Source organism: Faecalibacterium tardum, from assembly GCF_040096515.1.
Taxonomy (GTDB): Bacteria; Bacillota; Clostridia; order Oscillospirales; family Ruminococcaceae; genus Faecalibacterium; species Faecalibacterium tardum.
In genome coordinates this window covers 35,464-60,262 of record NZ_JBBMEO010000011.1, presented here as the reverse complement: position 1 = coordinate 60,262, position 24,799 = coordinate 35,464, and the positions used below count along the sequence as shown (strand labels likewise).

The 24,799-nt window shown below is 57.7% G+C and carries 22 protein-coding genes and 1 tRNA gene; 14 read left to right on the top strand and 9 right to left on the bottom strand.

The annotated features are described in order from the left end of the window. The first annotated feature begins 9 nt into the window (after positions 1 to 9). The 4 genes from WMO44_RS08575 to WMO44_RS08560 all read left to right on the top strand — a co-directional run bounded on the left by WMO44_RS08575 (position 10) and on the right by WMO44_RS08560 (position 2,904). A complete protein-coding gene (locus WMO44_RS08575) occupies positions 10 to 147 on the top strand; it encodes a hypothetical protein (RefSeq protein ID WP_005920549.1) in 138 nt (45 codons plus the stop codon). A 128-nt stretch (positions 148 to 275) separates the two neighbouring features. Next, complete coding sequence (locus WMO44_RS08570; protein WP_349152343.1) at positions 276 to 848, top strand: hypothetical protein; 573 nt, start codon at positions 276 to 278, stop codon at positions 846 to 848. Between the two features lie 417 nt (positions 849 to 1,265). After that, on the top strand, positions 1,266 to 1,760 hold the full coding sequence (locus WMO44_RS08565) for an RNA polymerase sigma factor (protein ID WP_055186376.1): 495 nt from the start codon (positions 1,266 to 1,268) through the stop codon (positions 1,758 to 1,760). Continuing rightward, positions 1,747 to 2,904, top strand: coding sequence for a DUF4349 domain-containing protein (locus WMO44_RS08560; RefSeq protein WP_349152342.1), 1,158 nt, complete (start codon positions 1,747 to 1,749; stop codon positions 2,902 to 2,904). The genes WMO44_RS08565 and WMO44_RS08560 overlap by 14 nt, the downstream gene beginning before the upstream one ends. Positions 2,905 to 3,050: 146 nt before the next feature. Here the strand turns inward: WMO44_RS08560 and WMO44_RS08555 are convergent, their stop codons facing one another. The 3 genes from WMO44_RS08555 to WMO44_RS08545 all read right to left on the bottom strand — a co-directional run bounded on the left by WMO44_RS08555 (position 3,051) and on the right by WMO44_RS08545 (position 5,544). Continuing rightward, positions 3,051 to 3,905 carry an SDR family oxidoreductase gene (locus WMO44_RS08555; RefSeq protein ID WP_349152341.1) on the bottom strand — a complete coding sequence of 285 codons (855 nt, stop codon included), beginning with the start codon at positions 3,903 to 3,905 and terminating at the stop codon, positions 3,051 to 3,053. 555 nt (positions 3,906 to 4,460) lie between these two features. Then, positions 4,461 to 4,537, bottom strand: a tRNA-Met gene (locus WMO44_RS08550). A 116-nt stretch (positions 4,538 to 4,653) separates the two neighbouring features. Continuing rightward, complete coding sequence (locus WMO44_RS08545) at positions 4,654 to 5,544, bottom strand: helix-turn-helix domain-containing protein (RefSeq protein ID WP_349152340.1); 891 nt, start codon at positions 5,542 to 5,544, stop codon at positions 4,654 to 4,656. A gap of 249 nt (positions 5,545 to 5,793) precedes the next feature. Between WMO44_RS08545 and WMO44_RS08540 the strand changes: the two genes are divergently transcribed. The 6 genes from WMO44_RS08540 (at position 5,794) to WMO44_RS08515 (ending at position 14,554) form a co-directional block, all read left to right on the top strand. Further along, positions 5,794 to 6,369 carry a YcxB family protein gene (locus WMO44_RS08540; protein ID WP_349152339.1) on the top strand — a complete coding sequence of 192 codons (576 nt, stop codon included), beginning with the start codon at positions 5,794 to 5,796 and terminating at the stop codon, positions 6,367 to 6,369. Between the two features lie 85 nt (positions 6,370 to 6,454). Further along, on the top strand, positions 6,455 to 7,492 hold the full coding sequence (gene dctP, locus WMO44_RS08535) for a TRAP transporter substrate-binding protein DctP (protein WP_118658711.1): 1,038 nt from the start codon (positions 6,455 to 6,457) through the stop codon (positions 7,490 to 7,492). A 101-nt stretch (positions 7,493 to 7,593) separates the two neighbouring features. Next, a complete protein-coding gene (locus WMO44_RS08530; protein WP_055186371.1) occupies positions 7,594 to 8,082 on the top strand; it encodes a TRAP transporter small permease in 489 nt (162 codons plus the stop codon). Beyond that, positions 8,082 to 9,401 (top strand): TRAP transporter large permease, encoded by a 1,320-nt coding sequence (locus WMO44_RS08525; protein WP_349152338.1) that lies wholly within the window; start codon positions 8,082 to 8,084, stop codon positions 9,399 to 9,401. The genes WMO44_RS08530 and WMO44_RS08525 overlap by 1 nt, the downstream gene beginning before the upstream one ends. Before the next feature lie 119 nt (positions 9,402 to 9,520). Further along, on the top strand, positions 9,521 to 12,016 hold the full coding sequence (locus WMO44_RS08520) for a glycoside hydrolase family 31 protein (protein ID WP_349152337.1): 2,496 nt from the start codon (positions 9,521 to 9,523) through the stop codon (positions 12,014 to 12,016). Between the two features lie 21 nt (positions 12,017 to 12,037). Then, positions 12,038 to 14,554, top strand: a complete 2,517-nt coding sequence (locus WMO44_RS08515; RefSeq protein ID WP_118658713.1) for a glycoside hydrolase family 31 protein — start codon at positions 12,038 to 12,040, stop codon at positions 14,552 to 14,554. 89 nt (positions 14,555 to 14,643) lie between these two features. Here the strand turns inward: WMO44_RS08515 and WMO44_RS08510 are convergent, their stop codons facing one another. Next, complete coding sequence (locus WMO44_RS08510) at positions 14,644 to 16,020, bottom strand: MATE family efflux transporter (protein ID WP_349152336.1); 1,377 nt, start codon at positions 16,018 to 16,020, stop codon at positions 14,644 to 14,646. A gap of 403 nt (positions 16,021 to 16,423) precedes the next feature. Here WMO44_RS08510 and WMO44_RS08505 point away from each other — a divergent pair, with 403 nt between their 5' ends. From WMO44_RS08505 to WMO44_RS08490, 4 genes are read left to right on the top strand one after another with little or no spacing between them, the layout of a single operon-like run. After that, positions 16,424 to 16,966, top strand: a complete 543-nt coding sequence (locus WMO44_RS08505) for an RNA polymerase sigma factor (protein WP_349152335.1) — start codon at positions 16,424 to 16,426, stop codon at positions 16,964 to 16,966. Continuing rightward, positions 16,963 to 17,694, top strand: a complete 732-nt coding sequence (locus WMO44_RS08500) for a hypothetical protein (RefSeq protein ID WP_349152334.1) — start codon at positions 16,963 to 16,965, stop codon at positions 17,692 to 17,694. Before WMO44_RS08505 ends, WMO44_RS08500 begins: the two co-directional genes overlap by 4 nt. Before the next feature lie 12 nt (positions 17,695 to 17,706). Continuing rightward, complete coding sequence (locus WMO44_RS08495) at positions 17,707 to 18,588, top strand: ABC transporter ATP-binding protein (RefSeq protein WP_154252549.1); 882 nt, start codon at positions 17,707 to 17,709, stop codon at positions 18,586 to 18,588. Next, positions 18,585 to 19,838 (top strand): hypothetical protein, encoded by a 1,254-nt coding sequence (locus WMO44_RS08490; RefSeq protein ID WP_349152333.1) that lies wholly within the window; start codon positions 18,585 to 18,587, stop codon positions 19,836 to 19,838. Before WMO44_RS08495 ends, WMO44_RS08490 begins: the two co-directional genes overlap by 4 nt. A 390-nt stretch (positions 19,839 to 20,228) precedes the next feature. Here the strand turns inward: WMO44_RS08490 and lysS are convergent, their stop codons facing one another. From lysS to WMO44_RS08465, 5 genes are all read right to left on the bottom strand, one after another. Then, positions 20,229 to 21,740 carry a lysine--tRNA ligase gene (gene lysS / locus WMO44_RS08485; protein ID WP_349152332.1) on the bottom strand — a complete coding sequence of 504 codons (1,512 nt, stop codon included), beginning with the start codon at positions 21,738 to 21,740 and terminating at the stop codon, positions 20,229 to 20,231. Between the two features lie 12 nt (positions 21,741 to 21,752). Further along, complete coding sequence (gene greA, locus WMO44_RS08480; protein ID WP_055186361.1) at positions 21,753 to 22,238, bottom strand: transcription elongation factor GreA; 486 nt, start codon at positions 22,236 to 22,238, stop codon at positions 21,753 to 21,755. 260 nt (positions 22,239 to 22,498) lie between these two features. Next, positions 22,499 to 23,137: a GDSL-type esterase/lipase family protein gene (locus tag WMO44_RS08475; protein WP_097779270.1), complete on the bottom strand. Its 639-nt coding sequence runs from the start codon at positions 23,135 to 23,137 to the stop codon at positions 22,499 to 22,501. A gap of 7 nt (positions 23,138 to 23,144) precedes the next feature. Further along, positions 23,145 to 24,074 carry an ROK family protein gene (locus tag WMO44_RS08470; RefSeq protein WP_349152331.1) on the bottom strand — a complete coding sequence of 310 codons (930 nt, stop codon included), beginning with the start codon at positions 24,072 to 24,074 and terminating at the stop codon, positions 23,145 to 23,147. An 18-nt stretch (positions 24,075 to 24,092) separates the two neighbouring features. Next, positions 24,093 to 24,797: an N-acetylmannosamine-6-phosphate 2-epimerase gene (locus WMO44_RS08465; RefSeq protein WP_097783200.1), complete on the bottom strand. Its 705-nt coding sequence runs from the start codon at positions 24,795 to 24,797 to the stop codon at positions 24,093 to 24,095. Positions 24,798 to 24,799 lie beyond the last annotated feature (2 nt).

The following is a 24,799-nucleotide window of genomic DNA, read 5'->3' as shown; positions in this document are numbered from 1 at the left end:
GGATGTCAGATGGATCTGTCGGAGATGCTGAACCTGCTGATGGTCATTCTTACGCTGTTGGGATTGATCATTGAGGTAATTCGCCTGACCCTTGAGGTCATGGATAAAGCTTCGCAGAAGAAAAACGATGACAACAAAAAAGATTGACCGCCCCAGTCTACCAAACTAGCGGTCAATCTTTTTGACTAATGCGGGATGGAAAGCTGACCTTTGCAGTCAGCGCCCCTTCTGTTTATAGTATAATCGCACCATCGTGTTTTGTCAAGGAGGTTCCCATGGGTGGAGGTCATGTATCGCGGCCGGATTTCGGGATGCCGCAGCCGGACGCGGCGTACCCGCTGACCGAGTTCTATCTGCTGGCACAGCAGGCGTTGGAAAAAAGCGGCAGCTTTATGCTGCCCGCCCTCTACGCGGGGCTGCAAGCCCCTGCCCGGCGCATCTACCGGGAGGAGGCCGCCGGGTATCTGCAGCTTGCGTCAGCTCCGGCAGAGGGCCTGACCCGGCTGCTCTCCCCTGCCCAGATGCAGCTTTTATACAGCAGCTTGCAGGTGCAGCCGGACGGCACCCCTGCCGCCCTTTTGCTGACCGAGGAGTGCACCCGCCTGACCGTGGCGGTGCAGCTGCTGCCGCCCTTTGTGTGGGAGGACCCGCTGCCGCCGCTGCCGGATGTTCCGGCGGCGCTCACCCTGCAACTGACCATGCAGGACGTGATGGCCATCGACACCGCCCCTGCCGCACTGGCGCAAAAACTGGTGCACAGCACAAGCGGCAAATGCTGGCTGCACCACCCCAAGGCCGAGACCTTTCTCTCCGAGCGGCTGGCGCTGCTGCAAAGGGTCTATAAATAATGAAGGAACCGCCGTACATCCCCGTGTGCAGCAATTCCTTGTCCATGAGACGATTTAAATGGCCTCCGCGTTGCTCTGGCCATATTCAGCGGAAAGACTATTATTTATATTCGTGTTTGTCGCACTCTGCGGAGTGCGACAAACACATTCTTAGTTTTTTACGCGGAGTCTCCTCTTTTACTTTTTTGCGATTTCGTGGTATACTGACCGGTAAACCGGCAGGATATCCAACCTCTGTCGGAGAACGTGGACGTGCCTTGCGGTCCGGTGCGTCCGGCACACAAAAAATGGAAGGAACCGGGTTTTGTTCTGCAATAATCGGGGATGCTGAGCCGTATATCAAGTGAACGTCCCCGTGAGAACCACAAACATTCCATCGAGAAGCCCGCTTCCGGGCATCCAAGGAGAGTTTATACAATGGGACAGCTGACCAGAAACGAAGTATTTACCTTGGCGGTGCAGCGTTACAGCGACACCGTCTACCGCACTGCGGTGCATAATTGCCGCTGCACAGCCGATGCTGAGGATGTGGTGCAGGATGTGTTTGAAAAACTGCTGCACTACAACGGCATCTTTGAGAGTGAGGAGCATCTCAAAGCATGGCTGCTGCGGGTGGCCATCAACCGCTGCCGGGACCTGACCCGCGCCGCCCACCAAAAGGACACCGAACTGGACGAGAACCTGCCCGCCCCCGATGTCCTTGCGGAGGACGGCAGCGTGCTGGATGCCATCCGCACCCTGCCGGAAAACTACCGCAACGCCATCTATCTGCACTACTACGAAGGATACACTGCGGCAGAGATCGGGCGGATGATGGCGGTGCCCACAAACACGGTACTAAGCTGGCTGCGGCGCGCACGGGCACAGTTACATACGATGCTGAAGGAGGAGATCGAAGATGAGGTGGTATGAATATAAGATGGAGGTCGATGACCTTGCTGCCCCGGACGATCTGAAGGCAAAACTGCTGGCCATGACCGACACCCTGACTGCGGAAGAAAAGGCTGAGCCCATGATGGCTGCCCCCGCCCCGCAGACCGCAGCACCCCTGAACACCGCCGAAACCAAGAAGAAAAAGCCCATCCACTTCCCGGTAAAGCAGTTGGGCACGCTGGCTGCCTGTCTGGCCGTGTGCGTGCTGGGTTACAGCACCCTGCATCTGGGCATCGGAATGGGCAGCGCCAAAAGCAGCGCGCCCGCCCTGTACGCAGCCGAAGGCGCTGCCGACAGCTCCGCTGCCTCTGTGGCAACGGGCGGGTTTGATCTCCAGCATGCCGCGCTGGACAGCACCCCCGAGGCGGTGAATTACAGTCTGGAGGCAGACGACCGCTCTCTGGAAACGGAATACAGCGGCACCGGCAGCGCCGAGGCTGCTACCCCTGCGGTGGACAGTGCCAAGATCATCTACACCGCCAACCTGACACTGGAAAGCAAGGACTACGAGGCTGCCCGCAGTGCGCTGGACAGCGCTCTTGCCGAGGCGGGCGGCTATCTGGAATCCAGCAGCGAATATTCCAGCAACGGTTCCAGCCGCTCGGTCAACCTGACCTACCGGGTACCGCAGGCCAACTACCAGAGTTTTTTGGACGCTGTTGCCGCTGCCGGCAATGTGACCTATCGCAGCCAGCAGGCCGATGATGTGACCACCCAATATATGGACGTGTCTGCGCGGCTTTCTAACCTGCAGGCACAGCGCACCCGCTTACAGCAATTGCAGGAACAAGCCAAAACTCTTTCGGATCTGTTGCAGATCGAGGACTCCCTCACCGAGGTGCAGTCCCAGATCGAAAGCTGGCAGAGCCAGCTGGACTGGTACAGCGATCAGGTGCAGCAGTGCACCGTGTATATCGACCTGAACGAGGTGCAGACCTACACACCCGCCGACGAAGGCTTCTTCTCCCGCATCGGCACCGCCTTTACCTCCGGCTGGGGCAACTTTGTAAACGGCTTGCAGCAGCTGGTGGTAGCGCTGGCCTCCGTCTGGCCGCTGGCCGTGCTGGCGTGCGCCGCCGTTGCCGTGGCGCTTGCATGGCGCAAAAAGCACCCGAAGAAGTAACTCCCGTAGAAATCCATTTTCCGCATAAAGGCTTCCCCCCGGCTGGGGGGAAGCCTTTTGTTCAACCCCGTTGAAAAAACCACCCCTGTCCCGCCGGGCTTCTACGCCGGGAGACAGGGGTGGTCTTGTATATTTTGCAGTGCTTATTACACGCCGGAATAGGCCGAGAAGCCGCCGTCCACCGGCAGGCAGATGCCGGTGATGAAACCGGCTGCCTCATTGTTCAACAGGAACAGCAGTGCGCCCACAAGATCTTTTTCGCTGTCGCCGAAGTGTCCCATGGGGGTGGCGGCAAGGATCTTTTTAGTGCGCTCGGTAGGGGTGCCGTCCTCGTTGAAGAGCAGCTTTGCGTTCTGCTCGCTGGCAAAAAAGCCCGGGGCGATGGCGTTGACCCGGATGCCCACCTTGCTGAAATGCACCGCCAGCCACTGGGTAAAGTTGGTCACAGCAGCCTTGGAGCCGGAGTAGGCGGGGATCTTGGTCAGGGGCAGGTAGGCATTCATGCTGGAAATGTTCAGGATGTTGCAGCCCTCGCGGCCTACCATCTGCCGGGCAAAAGCCTGCGTGGGCAGCAACGTGCCGATGAAGTTCAGGTTGAACACCATCTCCACGCCGCTCTCGTCCAGATCAAAGAAGGTGACGGTGTCGCTTTCCAGATCGCCCATCTCAAAATATTCCTTGTCCGTGTTGGCGCGGGCGTTGTTGCCACCTGCACCGTTCACAAGAATATCGCAGGGGCCAAGGTCTGCCAGCACATCCTCTGCTACCTGCAGGCAGTTGGCCTTGTTCATCACATTGCAGGTGTAGCCCTTGGCGGTGCCGCCCTCGGCTTCGATCTCGTCCGCAAGTTCCTTGAGCTTATCCATGTTGCGGCCCAGCAGCGCCACCTTTGCGCCCGCCCGAGCCAGCGCCTTGGCAAAAATGGAGCACAGCGTGCCGCTTGCGCCGGTGACAACGGCTACCTTGCCGGTGAGATCGGTGTTCAGTACGTTCTTTTCCATAACATCCTCCTGTTACAGCTGTATTCATTGGCTAAAGTATAACAGAAAAAGACGGTCTTTGCCAGAACGTTCTTATTATAAAATGGGAAAGTTTTACGCTTTTTGCCGGGCAACAAGCACGATATCTTCTGGATGCAGTGCAGACGGAATCGCGCAAAATCGTAAAAATGACCGTTTTTACCTCGAAAGTCTTCTAACTCTTTCTGCGGCAAAGCCAGTATGATAAACGCATGACAAACACATCCTACTTCGGCTCCGCTGCCCGCAGCGGGCTACACTGTTCAAGCGCAGCGGCCTGCGCCTATGACCCACAGAGTTTTGAACAATGTGGGCATTCAGACCCGGAAACGCCGCATTCCGTACCCACAATGTTCAACCCGCACGATGTGAACATTTGACGTAGAATAGTTTCTTTTTACACACTGATCAAATATAAAAAGTTATAATAATATTCTACACTGTTCACGCTGCACAATGTGCAACAGCGGCGGTGCTTCCCACTTTGATGTGAACACAAAAAAAGCAGGTTGAATTTAAAAAATTCAACCTGCTTGGTGGTTGCGGGGGCCGGATTTGAACCAACGACCTTCGGGTTATGAGCCCGACGAGCTACCAGACTGCTCCACCCCGCGATATTTACTTTTCGCTTCTCAGCGGTTCTCGCTGACTGCTCAAGTATAATACCATAGGCCGGGCAGAATGTCAACCCTTTTTGCGAAAAAATTTTCGTATCCTCTTGCCACAACTTTTAATGCCTCATCGTCCGGTGCTGTGCGCGGTATTCGGCGGGAGTGATGCCGTACAGGCGGCGGAAGGTTTTCAGAAAGCTGCTGTAATCCGGGAAGCCGCTCTCGGTGCAGGCGTTCAGGACGGAAACGCCCTCCTCCAGCGCCTTGCGGCAGTGCTGCATCCGCAGATAGGTCAGGTAGTTGTGGATGCTCTCCATGGTGCACTCCTTGAACGCGCGGGAAAGGTGCTCCCGGCTGGCGTAAAGTTCCTGCGCCAGCTGCGCGGTGGTAAGGGTCGAGTCCTGATAATGCGCCTGCAGGTAGGCCACCGCGCGCGCGACCAGTACACTGGTGCTGCTGGGGGCAGCGGTCTGTCCGCTGCCGGTGGCCTGCGTGATGAGCAGCATCATTTCAGAGACCTGCGCCTCAAAAACGGTGTCCCGGATAGAGCCCGGCAGCTCCAGACTTTGCGCCATGCGGATGAAAAGCCCCTTGAAGTCCCACTTGCGGCATGCCTCGCTGTCCAGCACGGTGAGCTGCTGCAGCCAGCCTGTGTTTTTCAGGTTCACGCGGCGACGGGTGGCCTGCCAGAGGGCATCGTCGATCTGGACGACCAGACGATCCGACTGGGCATCGTTGATATTGAAGTTGCCAGAGTGGTAGACCTGAGAGGGAAAATAGACCAACTCCCCCACATGGACCAGATACACGCTGCCGTCCACCGAGTAGCGCACCGTGCTGCCGCCGATGGGGAGCACCAACTCGTGATACGGGTGGGAGTGCACCACAGACTGCTTGTTTTCCCGGTTCGTGTACCATGCGACCAGAAGCCGGGTGTCGCGCAGCCCCATCCGCGCCTGTGCTTCCGTAAGGACATTATCAATATAATGCGAGACACGTTCGATGCCCATAGCCACTCCTGCTCCTTGTTAAAAAAATAAGAATCATTCTCTTACGTCCTTTTTTGCCCTAGTATATCAGTACATATCACATTTTGCAACATTTAAATCACAAAATCCGCGGAAAATCCATATATTTTTTAGTATGATAAGGGTGCAAGGAGACGAGATTGACCAAATACACAAAAATGTTTCAACACTTTTGTGCTTATCGACAAATGCATTGGTTGCATTTCGTGACCGCCTGAAAGGAGTCCGTCCATGCAGACCTCAAAGAATCATTTTGAAGCCAAAGTGGTCTTTAACGATGAGACCATCCGCCGGATGTTCCGCACGGAGTTCTACACCTACGAGGGGCTGCGGCATCTGCTGTGGCTTGCAGCAGCCTTTGTGTTGGTGATGGCGGCGCTGTTCACTGCCATTCCTACCGTTGTCAAAGTGCTCTGCCTGCTGGTGGGCTGTGCCATGTTCGCCATGCCGGACTTTTTGAGCCGGGTGGCGGCAGAGGGCGTCATCATGCAGCGGGGCGGTGCGGAAACTACCGTGAGCTGCCGGGTCAACGATGGCGGCGTGGACGTGGAAAATGGTGCGCACATCCCCTTTGCAAAGATCGACCGGCTGGTGGAGGATGACCAGTATTTCTACATCTTCCAGAGCCGACAGATGGCCGTGATGATCCCCAAGGGAAGCCTGCTGCCGGCAAACCCGGAGCGGTTCGCAAAGGTGCTTGCCAAAGAGACCGGCAAGGACTGGCAGCGCTCCAAGAGCCTGTGGGGGCTCAACCTGAAAGACCTGATCCAGATGGGAAAGGATCGCTTTCAGCGCAGCGCGTCCTGAGCGCTGCACCGCAATTATGCTGTTTCACAGCCGGTTGGCTGTGATCGTGGGATACGATAAAACAAGATAAGGAAGGAAAAACACTATGAAAATCACTCGCAGACAGTTCGTACAGGCCATGGCAGTTGCTGGTGCATCTGCCCTGCTCACCGCTTGCGGCGGTTCTTCCGGCAGCACTGCCGGTTCCGGCGCAGCTTCTGCCGCCGCCGGCGGCAGCTTCAACCTGAAGCTGGGCCACAATCTGGCCGAGGATCACGCTGTGCACATCCAGCTGACCAGCTTTGCAGAGCAGGTCAAGGAAAAGACCGGCGGCAGCATCAACATCCAGATCATCCCCAACGGCACCCTGGGCAGCGAGGCTGACATGATCTCCCAGATCCAGGCAGGCGCACTGGATATGGCAAAGGTCTCCGCTTCCACTCTGGGCAACTTCAGCGAGAAGTACAACGCCTTCTCCGTGCCTTATGTGTTCAACGATCAGGCACACTACTACAGCTACATGGACAGCGACTCTGCAAAGGCTGTCTTTGAGTCCACCGACGATCAGGGCTTCCGCGGCCTGACCTGGCTGGATTCCGGCGCACGTTCTTTCTACACCAAGGCTACCGCCATCCGCACCCCGGCTGACCTGAAGGGTCTGAAGATCCGCACCATGGACAGCCAGATGGCTATCGACATGATGAACTGCCTGGGCGGCTCCGCTACCGTTATGGGCTACAGCGATATCTACACCGGTATGCAGCAGGGCGTCATCGACGGTGCCGAGAACAATGTCACCGCACTGCGCGACCACGGCGACGTGACCAAGTACTACTGCTTCGACGAGCACACCCGCATCCCCGATATGGTGGTCATCGCTTCCAGCGTGTGGAACAAGTTCTCCGATGAGCAGAAGTCCATCGTGTCCGAGTGCGCTGCTACCGCTACCGAGGAGTACAAGGACGCTTGGAAGAAGTTCGAGGACGAGGTGCTGGACAAGGCTGTGAACCAGAACGGCGTCGAGCTGGTCAAGGATGTGGACATCGCCGCATTCCAGGCCGCTGTGCAGCCCATCTACGACAACCTCAAGACCTCTAACCCCACCACCTACGCGGTCGTGGAAGAGATCCGCGCAATGGCCTAAACGCCAACGCATTGCTTTCCATTCTTATCTCCCAAGCTGCGGGCAGCGCACGGTGCTGCCCGCAGCTGCGCGGGAGGGAATGAGTTCAAGGAGATGATCTTGTGAAAAAACTGGATAAAATTCTGGATAATGTCATGCGCTTCCTCATGGCAGTGGCAATGTTCGCCCTGCTGGCAGGCGGCACTTGGCAGATCTTTACCCGCTGGATCCTGCGCAACCCCTCCACTGTAACGGACGAGTTTCTGCGCTATGTCCTGATCTGGGCATCCATGATCGGTTCCGCCTACTGCTTCTACAAGGATAAGCATCTGGCACTGGATCTGGTCAAGGGCCGCGCAAAGGGTGCGTTCAACGTCGTGCTCAGCGTGTTCATTGAGGCCGCCATCGTGTTCTTTGTGGGCTACGTCTTTGTTTACGGCGGCTGGAAGCTGACTGCAAACGCCACCAACGTTTCCTCGGTCATGCGCATCCCCTTCAAGTTCCTGTATTCCATCCTGCCGATCTCCGGCGTGTTCATCATTCTGGCTCGCGCGCTGAAGTATGTACAGCTCTTCGCAGAGCGTAAGGAAAAGAAAGGAGAAAACGCATAATGGTTGCACAGGCTACGTTACTGCTGTTCGGTTCCTTCTTTGTCATGCTGCTGGCCGGTGTGCCCATCTCGGCAGGCATTGGCATTGCATCCATCTTCACGGCACTGTTCAGCATGGACCCCGCAATTTTTGCCCTGACCGCCGCACAGCGCTGCTTCTCGGGCATTGACTCCTTCTCTCTGCTGGCGCTGCCCTTCTTCTCTCTGGGCGGCAACATCATGAACAAGGGCGGCATTGCAAAGCGCCTTGTCCGTCTGGCACGTCTGGCTGTGGGCAAGATGCCCGGCTATCTGGCTGCCACCAACGTTCTGGCTAATATGTTCTTCGGTGCCGTTTCCGGTTCCTCCGTGGCAGCTACCTCTGCCATGGGCTCCATCATGGCTCCGCTGGAGCTGGATGAGGGCTACGACCCCAACTACTCCGCAGCCGTCAACATCTGCTCTGCCCCCACCGGCATCCTGATCCCCCCGTCCGGCCCGCTGATCCTTTACTCCATCACCGCCGGCGGCGTTTCTGTGGCTGCTCTGTTCATGGGCGGCTACCTGCCCGGCATCCTGATGGGTCTGTGCGTGGCTGGTCTGGCTGTGTTCATCGCCGTCAAGAAGGGCTATAAGTCCTCCGCCGTCAAGGACCCCGACCCCGCCGTCAAGATCATCATTGATGCAGTGCCCTCTCTGCTGGCCGTCATCATTGTCATGGGCGGCATTCTGGCAGGCTTCTTCACCGCTACCGAGGCCGGTGTGGTGCTTTGCCTGTACTGCGGCCTGCTGTCCATCCTGTACAGGGAGATGACCTTCAAGAGCTTCTATAATCTGCTGGCAGACACCATGGAGAGCAGCGCTACCATCCTGTTCCTGATCGCCGCTTCCTCCATCATGTCCTACGTCATGAGCTACTCCGGCATCCCTGCCGCTATCAGCAACGCACTGATGAGCGTTTCCAGCAACCGCTACGTCATCCTGCTGATCATGAACGTGTTCCTGCTGGTCATGGGTATGTTCCTGGATCTGACCCCGGCTGTCTTGATCTTCACCCCCATCTTCCTGCCCATCACCCGCAGCATCGGCATGAGCGATGTGCAGTTCGGCATCATGCTCATCATGAACCTGGGCATCGGCTCGGTCACCCCGCCGGTCGGTTCCTGCCTGTTCGTGGGCTGCGGTGTCGGCAAGGTCAAGATCGAAGGCGTTACCAAGTATATCGTGCCGCTGTTCGCCGCCATGGTCGTGGCACTGTTCCTTGTCACCTTCATCCCTGCCATTGCGCTGTGTGTCCCGTACCTGTGCGGTCTGGTGCCCAGCCTTGGCTGGACGTTCTAAGCCCTGACTGTTCCGGGTAAAGCAACGAATACGTTGCCCCCATTTCTCTGAAGATATCCTGCATCTGAGGGGGAATGGGGGCATTTTTTATCAAAAATCAACCGAGAGGAGTAAAAACTATGGAGATCTGCTCCCGTTTTACCGGCATGGAGCGCAAAGACGGCGCTTTCCTGCTGCATACTGATAACGCTGATATCAAGGTCTGCTTTGTGACCGATGAGATCGTCCGCGTCCGCGCAAGCTTTGACCATGAGCTGGCAGAGGAGTCCTACGTCCTGATGACCACCGCATGGGAGGATCGGATGGACGAGCTGTTCAAGGGTGAGCGCACCCGTGTGGAGCCCTTTGCCGCCGAGGTCACCGAGGATGACAGCACCCTCACCTTTGCCACCGGCAAGGTGACACTGGTGGTGGACAAGGACCCCATCAACTTCAAGCTGCTGGCTGCTGACGGCTCCGAGCTGTACAGCACCCTGCCCGGCAACCCCTTCGTCAAGGACGCCAACAACCGCGTGGTGGCTTACAGCCGGATGAAGGAGGACGACTGCTTCTACGGCTTTGGCGAAAAGACCGGCCTGCTGGATAAGAACAAGACCTTCCAGCGGGAGCGCGCCACCGACGCCATGGGCTACGATGCCGAGAAGATGGATACCCTCTACAAGCACATCCCCTTCTATATCCGTCTGGACCGCGACACCCACAAGGCTGTGGGCGTGTTCTACCACAACTTCTACGAGTCCGTGTTCAACATGGGCTGCGAAAAGAGCAACTACTGGCCCCGCTACACCTATTTTCAGGCAGACGGCGGCGATCTGGACTGCTTCCTGATCGGCGGTGACACCATTGCCCGCATCGTGGACAACTACACCCTGCTGACCGGCCGTCCGGCACTGCTGCCCAAGCGTGCACTGGGCTATCAGGGCTCCAGCATGTACTACCCCGAGCTGGAAAAGGACAGCGATGACGCCGTGCTGGGCTTTATCGACACCATCAAGGAAGAGGGCTTCCCCATCGATGGCTTCCACCTGTCCAGCGGCTATACCAGCCAGAACAACAAGCGCTGCGTCTTTACATGGAACACCGACCGCTTCAAGGACCCCAGCGCCTACTTCCACGCCATGAACGAAAAGCACGCCCAGAACGTGCCCAACGTCAAGCCGGGTGTCCTGCTGTGCAACCCCCGTTTCGACGAGTTCAACGCAGATGACGTATTCGTGAAGGACAGCAAGAACCCCGAGACCTACGGTGTCGGCAAATGGTGGGGCGGCGACGGCGCATTCTGGGACTTCACCAAGCCCGAAGGCCGTGCAGCTTGGAAAAAGTACCTCACCGAGTCCATCATCGCCGTGGGCACCGATTCCGTCTGGAACGACAACTGTGAGTACGACAGCCTGATGGACAAGGACTGCACCTGCGATTTTGACGGCAAGGGCGGCACCATCGGCCAGCTGAAGCCCCTTATGAGCACCTTGATGTGCAAGGTGGGTGCCGATGCCGTGGTGGAGCACAACGCCAAGGCACGTCCCTACATGGTCTGCCGCAGCGGCAGCGCCGGTATCCAGCGCTACGCCCAGACCTGGTGCGGCGACAACTACACCAGCTGGAAGAGCCTGAAGTACAATATCCCCATCATCACCGGCATGGGTCTGTCCGGCCAGCCCAACGAAGGCGCGGACATCGGCGGCTTTGCCGGCCCCGCACCCACCGAGGAGCTGTTCGTGCGCTGGGTGCAGAACGGCATCTTCCAGGCTCGCTTCTCCATCCACTCCGCCTCCAACGATAACACCGTCACCGAGCCGTGGATGTTCCGGGAGTCTGCGGACACCATCCGGGACGCCATCCTGCTGCGTTACCGCTTTACCCCCTATCTTTACAGCGCCGAGTACGAGGCCAGCCAGACCGGTGCGCCCATCATGCGCGCTCTGGTCTACGACTTCCAGAACGACCCCAAGGCATGGGAGGAGAGCTTCGAGTTCCTGTTCGGCCGGGATATTCTGGTGGCCAACGTTCTGGAAGAGGGTGCCAAGACCCGCACCGTCTATCTGCCCGCAGGCTGCAAGTGGTACGACTGGAACGATAAGTTCCGCTGCTACGAGGGCGGCCAGACCATCGAGGTGCCTGTCACCATGGCTACCATCCCCATGTTCGTCCGCGAGGGCGCAGTCATTGCCATGGCAGACAACCAGCTGATGACCATGGAGGGCGACCACACCACCGCCCTGCACCTTATCGTAGCACCCAAGGGCACCACCACAACGACCCTGTACGATGACGACGGCATCACCAACGATTTCAAGAGCGGCGTGTACCGCAAGACCACCATCACCACCACCGCAGGCGAGCGGGTGACCATAAACTTTGCCTCCGAGGGCAGCTACAAGGACACCGTGGAGACCATCAAGGTGGAGATGATCGCCAAGGAAAAGAGCCCCTTCTGGGTCACGCTGGATGGCCGCAAGATCGAGCACTTCCTCAACCGCCGCAAGTTCGACGCCGCTGCCGAGGGCTGGTATTACAGCCAGAGCAAAAAGGCTGTCGAGGTCAAGTATGCAAACCCCGCCAAGGATCACGCGCTGACTGTTTCGTTTGAACAGTTCGACCTGATCGGTATGTAACACTGTACGGAGGAACCTCTTATGCTGCTGCGTAGTTTTGAATCCTTTGAAAAGACCGAAAACGGCTACCTCATCCACGGCGATGCCGCTGATGTGAAGCTGATTTTCATGACAGACGATATCATCCGCATCCGGGTGCACTTCGACAAGGGCACCCCCATGGAGGAGGAGTCCTACACGCTGGTGACCACCGCGTGGGAGGACCGGATGGACACCCTGCTCAAGGACGAGCGCACTCGCATCACCGCGCTGGATGTCCCCTGCGCCGAGGACGATAAGGCCCTGACCTTTGAGACCGCACACCTGACTTTGAAGCTGTTCAAAAAGCCCTTCCACTTTGAGCTGTTCGATAAGTCCGGCAAGCTGATCTATCAGGATCTGCGGGAGCGCGCCTTTGAGAAAGATCAGATCGGCCGTCTGAGCCACTTCTCCAAGGTGGATCGGGAATACGACCACTTCTACGGCTTTGGCGAAAAGACCGGTCATCTGGACAAAAAGGGACGCCGCCTGCGGATGTCCCCCAAGGATGCCATCGGCCACGACCCCGAGACCGGCGACCCGATGTATAAGCACATCCCCTTCTACATCCGGGTGAATGAACACGATCTGCGCCCCGTGGGTCTGTTCTACCACAACTCCTACGACTGCGTGTTCGACCTTGGCGAGGAGCTGTCCGGCTACTGGGAGCGCTACTGCTACTACCAGACCGACGGCGGCGACATCGACCTGTTCCTGCTGGCCGGTGAGACCCTGCCGGAGATCCTGAACGAGTACACCCTGCTGACCGGCCGCAGCGCCCTGCCCACCAAGCAGTCTCTGGGCTACTGCGCCTCCACCATGTACTACGCCGAGCTGGAAAAGAACTGCGACGAGGAGATCTACAAGGTCATCGACAAGCACGAAAAAGAGGGCATCCTCATCGACAACTTCTGGCTGGCCTCCGGCTATTCCAGCGGCGAAAAGGACAATCTGCGCTATGTGTTCAACTGGAACCACAAGCGCTTCCCGGATCCGGAAAAGTTCTTTGAGAACATGAACGCCCGGGGCATCAACGTGATCCCCAACCTGAAGCCCGGCATCCTGAAGCACCACCCCTACATCGACCTGTTTGAAAAGAACGATGTCTTTATCAAGACTCCGGACGGCAAGGCACCGTACTACGGCCGCTGGTGGGGCGGCGAGGGACGCTTCTTCGACTTCACCGGCCCCAATGGCCGCAACACCTGGAAGCAGCTGCTGGAGGAGAACATCCTCAAAAAGGGCACCAAGACCGTCTGGAACGACAACTGCGAGATGGACGGTGTGGAGGACCGCGATGCCCAGTGCGACTTTGAGGGCAAAAAGGGCACCATGGCAGAGCTGAAGATCCTGCACTCCAACCTGATGGCCTACACCGCCAAGCAGGCGCTGGCAGATGTGTACCCCGGCGAGCGCCCCTACATCATCAACCGCGCAGGTTACGCCGGTATCCAGCGCTACGCACAGGTATGGGGCGGCGATAACCTGACCGACTGGCGCACCGTCAAGTTCAACATTGCCACCATTCTGGGCATGGGCTTGTCCGGCTGCTCCAACATGGGCTGCGATATCGGCGGCTTTGCGGGCCCTGCACCCGAGGCAGAACTGCTGCTCCGCTGGCTGCAGAACGGCATCTTCCAGCCGCGCTTCTGCCTGAACTCTGCCAACAACGATAACACCGTCACCCAGCCGTGGATGTACGAGGAGAACCTGCCCTACATCCGTGCAGCCTACCAGCTGCGCTACCGTCTGATGCCCACTTTGTACTCCCTGATGTACGAGTCCAACCAGAACGGTATGCCGGCATGGCGTCCGCTGTTCCTGGAGTTCCCGGACGACCCCAAGTGCTACACCGACAAGAACCTGACCTTTATGTTCGGCAAGAGCATTCTGGTGGCGAACGTGGTGGAAAAGGGTGCCACTACCCGCACCGTCTACCTGCCTGCAGGCTGCACCTGGTACGATATGAACGATAATCTGCGCGCATACGAGGGCGGCCAGACCATCGAGGTCCCGGTCACGCTGGCAAGCATTCCCATGTTCCTGCGCGGCTCTGCCGTTGTGGTGACCACCGAGGACGTCAAGCACATCCTCAAGGACACCATGCGCCAGATCGACCTGCTGGTCGCTGCCGAGACCGACACCAGCTTTGTGCTGTACGATGACGACGGCCACACCGAGGACTACAAAAACGGCGTTTACGCCAAGACCACCATCACCGTCAAGGCCGGCGACCGCACCGACATCCGCTTTGCCACCGAGGGCAGCTACGAATCCCCCGTGGAGCGCATGACCCTGAAGCTGGTCAGCAAGAAAAAGGGTGCGCTCTGGGCCAGCGTGGATGGGCAGCAGCTTCCCCAGTACATCGTCCGCGATGGCTGGGAGGCCGCAGAGTCCGGCTGGTACTATAACCTGCCTGACCGCACCATCTGGGTCAAGTTTGCAAAGCCTGCCAAGAAGGACTTCACAGTGACTGTCTCCACCGAAAAGTTTGACCTGATTGGTATGGCAGAGGACTAAAAAGTCATCTCCAATCTTCTTTAATTCTTCTTCAAAAACACGATGACCCGTGGGGAGTTCCCCACGGGTCATCGTGTTTTTTATAGGTTTCAGGCTTCGATCTGCGTCTCCCGCCGGAGGATGCGGCAGACCATGAACAGGCAGTAGAACATTGCCAGACCCCATGCAAAGGGATTGGAAAGGCAGATGCCCAGATACCCAAGGCTGGTCTTTACTGCCAGCACGCCGCCAAGGCTGCGGCCAATGAGCTCGCCCACGCCGGAAACGATGGCCAGCACGCTGTAACCAAGCCCCTGCAAGGTGTTGCGGAAGATCATCAGCAGGCCGTGGAAACAGAACAGCATACTCATGACGCTGAGGTACTGGATGGCACCCGCCGTGACGGCAGGGTCGGCATCGCCCAGCACCAGCCCCACCGCGTAGGGCTTGATGAAAAAGATCACGCCCCATGCCACAGCGCAGTAGAGCAGCTGCACCATGCAGCCGTCCTTGATGCCCTGCCGGATGCGGTCGGTGCGGCGGGCGCCGTGGTTCTGTCCCACATAGGTAGCCATGGCCATGCCTACGCTCTCCATGGGCAAGGTGAACATCTGACGGATCTTTTCGCCTGCGGTCTGGGCTGCCACAGCGGTGCTGCCCAGCAGATTGATGGCGTCCTGCATGATGACTGCACCGATAGCCGAGACCGAGTATTCAAACCCCATGGGAAGGCCGATGTAGGCCAGCCGCCTGCAGTGCCCTGCCGAAAGCAGGGTGCGCGGCTGCCGGAAGGAAAGCCCCTCCAGCTTTGCCGTGCGGGTAAAGAACCAGTAGGCGCACAGCCCGCCGCTGAGCAGCTGGCTGAGCACGGTGGCAATGGCGGCACCGTCCACCCCCATGCCCAGCGGCACGATGAAGAAGTAGTCCAGCAGGATGTTCACCACGCTGGCGACCAGCAGGAAGTAAAAGGGGTGTCGGGAATCCCCCAGTGCCCGCAGCACGCTGGAAGCGTAGTTGTATAGCACCGTAGCCGGGATGCCCAGAAAGATGAGCCGGATGTAGAGCACCGCATCGGTGTACAGCTCCTCGGGCGTATGGATGAGCCGGAGCAGCGGTCCCGCCATCAGGGTGGTAAGCACCGTAAACACCACGCTCAGCACCAGACAGAGCAGTGCGCCGTTCAGCAGGTATTTTTGCAGCCCGTCCTTATCCTTTGCGCCAAAGGTCTCTGCCGCCGGGATGCCAAAGCCCACGCAGGCTCCCTGCACAAAGCCCAGAATGAGAAAGTTGAGGGAGTAGGTGGTGCCCACCGCGCCCAGCGCATCGGTGCCCAGACACCGCCCTACGATGACGGTATCCGCAAAGCTGTACAGCTGCTGGAACAAGGTGCCCAGCACCAGCGGCAACGCGAACCGCAGGATCTGGAACAGCGGCTTGCCCACCGTAAGGTCGGTGGTGCCGGAGCGCTTTTGAGAAGTAGCTGCCATAAAGAAAACTCCTTATTATGGTATTTTCTTCATTCTATCATGGACAGCCGCTTTTCCCAAAGTGGTTTTGTGACAGGAAGTTGTCTTTTTGTGATGGAAGCGCGGAAATCTCCGTTTTTTTTACAGTTGCTTCTTCTGCGGTGGAAAGTTCCGGCTGTTTGTTTGCAAATTCATAAAGCCACTTTTGATGCAGCTCTTTACAGGTTCTATACCCATCCGCCACACAGCCGTTTTTACTGCCAAAAAGAGAGGATTGGACGGTGCCAGCCCTCTTGACAAGGAAAAACACAAGGCTCTTTATTATAATAAAGCTATAAAAACATAATAAAGGCAATTATTTGAAATTTTTGAAAAAACAGAAATCATTTTGATGATATGGGACGTTTTAATAGACAGGAAGGGGGTGAACCGTATCCAGACAGAATTATTGCTGCGGAAAGCGCAAAGCGGAGATACAGGTGCGCTGGACACTCTGATTACAGCGTACTATCCACAAATTCTGAACTATTGCCGTTGGCATACAGCGGACGAGCAGCAGGCGCAGGATGCAGCACAGGAAACCTTTTTGAAAGCGGTGCGCTGGCTGGATTCCTGTGGTGGATTTCAGGGGGCATTCCGTCCCTTTCTGTACAAAATCGCAAAAAACATTTGCATCGATCTGAACCGTACCATGGAACGGTCGGAGATATCGCTGGAGAGCTTGCCGGGCGAACCCGCCTATCAGGAAAGCGGCTTTGCTGCGGCAGAGGAGAAAGCAAACCTGCGAGCGCTGACGGCCCAGCTGGAGCCGGAACAGCGGGAACTGGTATTGCTGCGGTTCGCACAACAGCTTAAATTGCGGGAGATCGCGCAGATTACAGGTCTGCCCCTGCGCACAGTGCAGTCCCGCCTGCGTGCCGCATTGAAAACCTTGAAAATGCAATTGGAAAAGGAGGACTGGAGATGAATCGAGCCTTTGAAAAAGAACTGTCCAGAGCACTGGCGACAGAGCTTGACACAGCCGCACCGAAAAAGCTGCTGCGCCGCTGCCGGGCGGAACATGTCGTAAAACAACGGAGTGATTGGCGTGATTTGCTGCACTGCCAGTTCAAATTGCTGGGCTGGAAGGTCTGGGCGCTGGAAGCAATGGCGGCACTGGCGTTGTACAGTGTGGGTCGGGAACTTGCCCTGTGGGAGAAGGCATGGACATTACGCAATGCACTGTTTGGTCTGAGCACACTTGCCATGCTGACAGCCCTGCTCGATCTGCCGTTTTTATACCGGGCAAGTCAATATAAGATGCTTGAACTGGAACAAGCCACATATGCAGGAATCGGTCGTCCGCTGGTGATGCGGTTTTTGCTGCTGCTGGCGGGGGAAACGATCCTGCTGGGAGTGCTGGTACTCAATGTGCGGGCAGCCGTGCCATGGAGCATCGGGCAACTGCTGGCGGTGTTGACCGTGCCATTCCTGACCGCAAACAATGAGCTGCTTCTGCTGCTGCGCTGGGTGCGCCCGGAATGGATGATGACCGGGGCTGTACCACTGTTTGCAGGGCAGATGTGTTTGCTGCGGTTCGTGCAATTATCGGAACTGCCGAAAGGTCTGCCGCTGGCGGCGGGTGTACTGGTGCTCTGCATGGTGTTGCAGTGCATCCAGCTTGCCGCCCGGTCAGAATATATTGCAGAAGCTTGAAAGGAACAAGTCATGGAACTGAAAATTCAGAATGTTACAAAGCGATACCGGGATAAAACGGCGGTGGATGATGTGTCCATCACTCTCACGCCGGGTGTGTGGGGACTGCTGGGGGCGAATGGCGCAGGCAAAACAACCTTAATGCGGATGCTGGCGGGCATTCTGCGGCCCAGCAGTGGCCGGATTTTGTGCGATGGGGTGGAGATTGGGACGCTTGGTGCGGCCTACCGGGAAAAGCTGGGGTATCTGCCGCAGGAATTCGGGTTTTACCCGGAATTCACGGTGCAGGACTATCTGGAATATATGGCGGCGCTCAAGGGTCTGCCGCGCACAGAGGCTGCCCGGCAGATCGACGCACTGCTGGAGCGGGTAAGCCTCACTGAGGTGCGCCGCAAAAAGATCATAAAGCTTTCCGGCGGTATGAAGCGCCGGGTAGGCATCGCACAGGCACTGCTCAACGACCCGGAAATTCTGATTTTAGATGAACCTACGGCAGGGCTGGACCCCGGAGAACGGGTGCGCTTCCGCAATCTGCTGTCGGAGTTTGCGCAGGAACGGATCGTTCTCATTTCAACGCATATCGTTTCGGATGTGGAATACATTGCAGCTGAAAATGCCGTGATGAAGGCTGGCAAAATCATTGCACAGGACACCACCGAAGGGCTGGTAAAGCAGATCGAAGCCAAAGTCTGGCAGGGGAATATCCCGATGGAACAGCTTGCCCGGTGGGAATACCGGCTGCGGGTAGTGAACCTGCGCAACGAGCCGGACGGAACGGTAACATTGCGGTATCTGGCGGATGCACCGCAGCTGCCGGACAGCGTCCCGGCACAGCCCCGGCTGGAAGATCTGTATCTGTGGCTGTTCCCGGAGGAAATGGAGGAAGCAAAATGAACCTGTATCGTTTGGAATTGAAACGTGTGTGCAAAACCCGTATGACAGCTATTCTGCTGGCCATTGCGCTGGTGCTGGCCGTGGTCATGGCATATCTGCCGGTGACCTTTATCGGCTGGACGGAACTGGATGCCAGCGGAAACGAAGTGCGTTACACGGGTCTGAAAGCAATCCGGAAACGGCAGGAGCAGCAGGTATCCGGTACCATCACGCCGGATGTCATGCAGGAAGCACTGGAAGCCTATCAGCGGGTGTACCGGCAGTATGATGCAAGCTCCATCAACGATATCCCGGTCGAGGTATTTTATAAAGAACTTGCCCGGTATCAGCCTCTTGTGAACAACGCAAAGGAAGCCTTTGCCGACTCGAAAACCGGCATGGCACCGGGCGTGATGGGGCTGACCGCAGAGGATATGCAGAACTTTTACAGCCAGCTCCCCAAACGGCTGGAATCGGTGATCTGGCTGGAACAAAGCGGAAAGCCCGGCTATGCGCAGGCGCAGGCCATTGCACAGAAAAAGTTCGATGCTGTACAAAAACCGTTTACCTATTCATTTGGGGTCAGTCCAGACGCAATGGATTACCAGACCCTGTTGAGCTTGCTGCTCACCCTGCTGTGCGCGGTGATTGCGGCCCCGGTGTTTGCATCGGATGCACAGACCGGGGCGCAGGACATCCAACTGTGCACAAAAAACGGCGGTCTGCGGCTAGCAGCGGCAAAGCTAGCGGCGGCGTTTAGTATCACAGGGGCGGCGTATCTGCTCTGCGGCGTGGTGTGGATCCTAGTCACGAATGCTCTATTTGGCTGGGAAAGTACCCAAACTTCCGTGCAATGGCTGTTTTCTGTGACCAGCCTGCTGCCGTATACCGTTGGCCAGATGGAGTGGGTCATGCTGGTGGCAAACTTCCTGATCTTCTTTGCGGAGGTGGCCTTTGTGCTGATGGCATCCGTATGGGCCAAGAACAACCTGACCGCTTTGTCTGTGGCGCTGATCAGTGTGGTGGCACCGCTAATTGTTTATATGGCCGTGCCGGGCTCCTTTGGAGAATGGCTGTCCACCCTGATTCCGGCAGGGGGCATTGGGCTTTCCAATGCATTGCTGTATAAAATGATCAGCTTTGATTTTCTCTATGCAGGCGGGCATGCTTTCTTTCAGGCAGATGTACTGCTGGCATCGGCACCGATCAAGATCGTTCTGCTCGTTGGATTGGCAGCATGGGGGTATCTGCGAAAGACCAAGGTGGCTTAAAAGGAAACGCTACTGAAAAAAGTTCATCGGATGCATAGAAAACTGCATCGGATGAACTTTTGTGTTCTAAGCTCCCTGCCATGAATCATGGTTGTTGATGTACATTTGATGCGTGGTCTAACATTCTTTCCACAACTTTCTCGTATTATCTTTCAATAATAAGCACAAAGGCAGGCACACCATGTTTCCATAGTGTACCTGCCTTTTTCGTCTTTACGGGTTCAGTGTACCTACTACACCAATCCGCCTATTCATTTCTTACACCACACCGCTTTGTAAGGCTCCTTTTCGGGAAAACGTCCCAAAATTGGTGTAGTTGTGGTGTAGTACCGCAGATATCGCCCGAATTTCGTTTGGAAATCCATCGTACCTGCGTTTCAATTTTACGTTTTACTGCTCAATCGGCTTCATCGTGGGGAACAGCAGCACATCACGGATAGAGGCACTATCGGTGAGCAGCATCACCAGACGATCCACGCCGAAGCCCAGACCGCCCGTGGGGGGCAGACCGTACTCCAGTGCGTTGATGTAGTCGTAGTCCACCTGTGCCTTGCACTCGGGCTCCAAGGCCTTGCGCTCGGCCACCTGACGCTCGAAGCGGCCCTTCTGGTCGATGGGATCGTTCAGCTCGCTGAAGGCGTTGCCGTACTCGGTGCAGTCGATGAAATACTCAAAACGCTCAGTGAAAGCGGGATCATCCGGCTTGCGCTTGGCCAGCGGGCTGATCTCCACGGGGTAATCGTAGATGAAGGTGGGCTGGATCAGCTTGTCCTCCACAAAGGCGTCGAAGAACTCAGCCAGAATGGCGCCCTTGGTGGGCACCTCGGGCAGCTCCACGTTGTGTGCCTTGGCGGCGGCGATGGCATCTGCATCGGTCTGCCAGTCGTTGAAGTCTACGCCGGAATACTTCTTCACGGCCTCCACCATGGTCAGGCGCTCCCAGTGGCCCATATCGATCTGCTTGCCCTGATACGGGATGACCAGACTGCCGCAGATCTTGAGGGCAAGGCGCTTGTACAGCTCCTCCACCAGATCCATCATGCCATGGAAATCGGTAAAGGCCTGATACAGCTCAATGGAGGTAAACTCCGGGTTATGCTTGGGGTCCATGCCCTCGTTGCGGAAGATGCGGCCTACCTCGTACACACGGTCCATGCCGCCCACGATCAGGCGCTTGAGGTACAGCTCGGTCTCGATGCGCAGCACCATGTCCATGTTCAGGCTATTGTGGTGGGTGTAGAAGGGGCGGGCAGAAGCGCCGATCTCGAACGGGGTCAGGATGGGGGTATCCACCTCCAAGAAGCCCTTCTCGTCCAGATAGGCGCGGATCTCTTTCAGGATCTGGCTGCGCTTGATGAAGGTGTCCTTCACCTCCGGGTTTGCGATCAGATCCACATAGCGCTGACGGTAACGCATCTCGGTATCGGTCAGGCCGTGAAACTTCTCGGGCAGGGGGCGCAGGCTCTTTGCCAGCAGGGTCAGCTCAGTGGCGCGCACGCTCAGCTCGCCGGTCTTGGTGCGGAACACCTCGCCCTTCACGCCGATAATGTCGCCCACGTCCAGCTTTTTAAAGGCGGCGTAGGCCTCGTCGCCCAGCTCGTCGCGGCGGACGTAAAGCTGGATATCGCCCTTGTCGTCGCGCAGGTGGGCAAAGCTTGCCTTGCCCATAACGCGCTTGGACATCATACGGCCTGCCAGTGCCACCAGCTTGCCGCTGTCGGTCTCGTTGGGCAGCTCCTTAAATTCTTCCTTCAGGTCGGCGGAATACGCGTCCTGCGGGAACTTGGTCAGGGTAAAGGGGTCGTTGCCGGCGGCCTGCAGGTCGGCCAGCTTCTGGCGGCGCACCTGTACCTGCTCGCTCTCGGACAGACCCGCAGCGGGGTTTCTCTTTTGCTCTTCCATGGTTACTCCTACTTAGTTTGCAGAATGGGTGATGGCCAGCACAGTGTACTCCACGGTCTGGCCGGTGGGCAGCAGCACTTCGACCTTTTCGCCCACAGCCTTGCCCATCAGGGCGTGGCCCACGGGGCTCTCATCGCTGATCTTGCCGTTGAAGGCATCGGCTTCGGTGCGGCCCACGATATCGTATTCCTCGGCCTCGTCCTCACCGGTCTCACGGATGGTGACGTGGGTACCAACGGAGACGTTATCCACGCTCAGCTCGCTCTCGTCGATTATAACTGCGTTCTTGATGGTCTGCTCCAGCTCGGTGATGCGGTTCTCCACCAGACCCTGCGTATTCTTGGCCTCGTCGTACTCGCTGTTCTCAGACAGGTCGCCGTGGCTGCGGGCTTCCTTGATCTCTTCAGCCAGCTCCTTGCGGCGGACGGTTTTGAGGTATTCCAGCTCCTCCTGCATTGCCTTCAGACCGGCAGCGGACATCTTGATCTCTTGTGCCATTTGAGAATCTCTCCTTGTTATTAGCTGTATTTCTTTCGCGCAGCCACAAAGCCGCACAGGAATGCCATTTTGACTACACTATTATAATAGCAAGCCGGTGCCTTGTCAACAAAAAAGGCGGCAGTATGGCAGAAAAAAGCGGCTCTTACCATGTGCCTTTTCCATGCTGTCCCGGAAATCGAGCTTTCTCCCCTGCCTGTATGAAAATGCGATCCCGGAAAGTCCGCAGACCTTCCGGGATCGCTCTGACATCTTTTTATTCAGATAAGCTTCGGCACCTCTGCGGTCAGCAGCTCTGCCAGCCGGGCGTGCCCCTTGCAGGTCAGGTGCATGAAGTCCACCTCGTTGAACTCGCACTCGGCGGCGTCCATAAAGTGCACGCCCTGCCGCTCGGCTACGATGCGCAGCTGCTCGGCGACCCCGCGGGATTTCTCCACGCAGCCTGCGCCCATGACGGCATCGTGGAAGCCGTCCTTGATGCAGGGCGGTGCCACCACCAGAATGTTAGGCGCTTTGCCGCCCCAGCAGTCCACGCTCTTGACCTTGAGCAGCAGCCGCTCCATGCCCGCGCCGATGCAGGCGGCGTTTGCGCCAAAGCGCTCCTTGACGTCGTTCGTGCCCAGCATGATGATGAGCAGGTCGATGACCTCGTGGCTCTTGAGCAGGGCGTAAGCCACGCTCAGTGCATCCATGGACTCATGCAGTGGGTCCACGAACACGGTAGTGCGGCCGGAAAGTCCCTCCTCGGTGACCAGATACTCTTCGCCTAGCGCCTTTTGCAGGCGGCAGGTCCAGCGCTCGTCCTCGTTGAAGCGGATGCCGTGGTCGGCGCAGTCGTTGGGGTCGGCGCAATAACCGTGGGTGTTGGAATCACCCAGACAGAGAATATGCTTTTTCATAACCAAATTACTCCTTTTCCATCGTCTGCCGGAAGTAGTACACAGCACCCACCATCCCGGCGTCATTGTGCAGCTGCGCGGCACGAATTTCCAGCCCTTCGGCAAAGGCGGGCATGATGGATGCTTTCACCTTTTCAGCGATAGGCTCGATGAGCAGCTTCTGCTGGGCAGACACGCCGCCGCCGATCAGGATCAGCTGCGGGTTGAAGATATGCACCATGCCCGCCAGTCCCTGCGCGATCTCGTCCGTCCATGCGTCCAGCAGCGCCAGCACGGTCTTGTCGCCCGCCTCAGCGGCGGCAAAGATGGCGCGGCCATCCTTCCATGCCGGGTCTTTCTCCTGCGCGGCGCGCACCAGTGCGGTGGTGGCGGCGTAGCGCTCCCAGCAGCCCTTTGCGCCGCAGGTGCAGTCCACGCCGTCCAGCGCGTGGGTGCGGTAGTGGCCCAGCTCGCCACCCAGACCCCGCGCGCCTTCCAGCAGACGGCCTCCGGTCAGGATGCCGCCGCCCACGCCGGTGCCCAGCGTCACGCCGATGACGTCCGTATAGCCCTTTGCACCGCCGACCCACACCTCGCCCAGCGTCATGCAGTTGGCGTCGTTGGCTACCGTGACCGGCAGACCGAAGGTCTTTTCCAGTTCGGCTTTAATAGGTGCGCCGATGTAGTTGGGCAGATTGCCGCAGGTGCCCGCCACGATGCCCTTGCGGCTGTCGATCTGCCCGGTGGCCGACACGCCGATGCCCGCAAGGCTTTCCGCCGGGATGTTCTGCGCGGCAAGGAATGCCTGTGCGGCTTTCAGCACGGTGGTCAGGATGGGGGTGCGGTAGCCGTCAAAACTTACGCTCTCTTCGGCTTTCGCCAGCACCGCGCCGGCTTCGTCCACGATGCCCAGCTTGACGGCTGTGCCGCCGATGTCGATACCAAGATAGTGTTTCATTGCAGGCACTCCCCTGTGTTATTTCTTTGCGGCGTTGATAGCACCGGTAAAGCGTGCGGTGATCTCTGCCGGGCGGGTAATGGCACCGCCCACCACCAGCGCAAAGGCACCGGCCTCCAGCGCCTTGACCGCCTGCTCCGGGTAGTGGATGTGCCCCTCGGCAATGATCTTTGCCGGGCACTCTGCGGACAGCTTGCGGATGAAGTCAAAATCGATATCATCAATGCCGGTGGTCTCCGGGGTGTAGCCGCGCATGGTAGTGCCCACAAAGTCGGCACCGGCTTCGGCGCAGAGCATGGCGTTTTCAAAGTTATCGCAATCAGCCATCACCAGCTGCTCAGGGTACTTTGCCTTGATGGCGCGGATGAACTGCGCGGAGGTGGAGCCGTCCGGGCGCAGCGCACCGGTGCCCTGCACGGCAAGGATATCCACCCCGCAGGCCACCAGCTCGTCCACTTCCTTCATGGTGACGGTGATGTACATGGGTGTGCCGGGGTAATCCTTTTTGATGATACCGATGACCGGCAGGTCCACCACCTGCTTGATCTGGGTAATATCCCGCACGGTGTTGGCGCGGATGCCCACAGCGCCGCTCATGGCGGCAGCTTTCGCCATCAGGGGCATCACGCCGCCCTCCTTGGTGTACAGCGGCTCGTGCTCCAGTGCCTGACAGGACACGATCAGCCCGCCCTTGATCTGTGCAAACAGCTTTTCCTTATCCATGG

Excerpts from the sequence above, each read along its gene's own strand:
- WMO44_RS08465 (WP_097783200.1), bottom strand. The coding sequence starts at position 24,797 with ATGGATAAGGAAAAGCTGTTTGCACAGATCAAGGGCGGGCTGATCGTG.
- WMO44_RS08520 (WP_349152337.1), top strand. The coding sequence starts at position 9,521 with ATGGAGATCTGCTCCCGTTTTACCGGCATGGAGCGCAAAGACGGCGCT.
- greA (WP_055186361.1), bottom strand. The coding sequence starts at position 22,238 with ATGGCACAAGAGATCAAGATGTCCGCTGCCGGTCTGAAGGCAATGCAG.
- WMO44_RS08560 (WP_349152342.1), top strand. The coding sequence starts at position 1,747 with ATGAGGTGGTATGAATATAAGATGGAGGTCGATGACCTTGCTGCCCCG.
- WMO44_RS08495 (WP_154252549.1), top strand. The coding sequence starts at position 17,707 with ATGGAACTGAAAATTCAGAATGTTACAAAGCGATACCGGGATAAAACG.
- dctP (WP_118658711.1), top strand. The coding sequence starts at position 6,455 with ATGAAAATCACTCGCAGACAGTTCGTACAGGCCATGGCAGTTGCTGGT.
- WMO44_RS08470 (WP_349152331.1), bottom strand. The coding sequence starts at position 24,074 with ATGAAACACTATCTTGGTATCGACATCGGCGGCACAGCCGTCAAGCTG.
- WMO44_RS08570 (WP_349152343.1), top strand. The coding sequence starts at position 276 with ATGGGTGGAGGTCATGTATCGCGGCCGGATTTCGGGATGCCGCAGCCG.
- WMO44_RS08545 (WP_349152340.1), bottom strand. The coding sequence starts at position 5,544 with ATGGGCATCGAACGTGTCTCGCATTATATTGATAATGTCCTTACGGAA.
- WMO44_RS08475 (WP_097779270.1), bottom strand. The coding sequence starts at position 23,137 with ATGAAAAAGCATATTCTCTGTCTGGGTGATTCCAACACCCACGGTTAT.
- WMO44_RS08515 (WP_118658713.1), top strand. The coding sequence starts at position 12,038 with ATGCTGCTGCGTAGTTTTGAATCCTTTGAAAAGACCGAAAACGGCTAC.
- WMO44_RS08525 (WP_349152338.1), top strand. The coding sequence starts at position 8,082 with ATGGTTGCACAGGCTACGTTACTGCTGTTCGGTTCCTTCTTTGTCATG.
- WMO44_RS08500 (WP_349152334.1), top strand. The coding sequence starts at position 16,963 with ATGAATCGAGCCTTTGAAAAAGAACTGTCCAGAGCACTGGCGACAGAG.
- WMO44_RS08575 (WP_005920549.1), top strand. The coding sequence starts at position 10 with ATGGATCTGTCGGAGATGCTGAACCTGCTGATGGTCATTCTTACGCTG.
- WMO44_RS08555 (WP_349152341.1), bottom strand. The coding sequence starts at position 3,905 with ATGGAAAAGAACGTACTGAACACCGATCTCACCGGCAAGGTAGCCGTT.
- WMO44_RS08490 (WP_349152333.1), top strand. The coding sequence starts at position 18,585 with ATGAACCTGTATCGTTTGGAATTGAAACGTGTGTGCAAAACCCGTATG.
- WMO44_RS08510 (WP_349152336.1), bottom strand. The coding sequence starts at position 16,020 with ATGGCAGCTACTTCTCAAAAGCGCTCCGGCACCACCGACCTTACGGTG.
- lysS (WP_349152332.1), bottom strand. The coding sequence starts at position 21,740 with ATGGAAGAGCAAAAGAGAAACCCCGCTGCGGGTCTGTCCGAGAGCGAG.
- WMO44_RS08565 (WP_055186376.1), top strand. The coding sequence starts at position 1,266 with ATGGGACAGCTGACCAGAAACGAAGTATTTACCTTGGCGGTGCAGCGT.
- WMO44_RS08540 (WP_349152339.1), top strand. The coding sequence starts at position 5,794 with ATGCAGACCTCAAAGAATCATTTTGAAGCCAAAGTGGTCTTTAACGAT.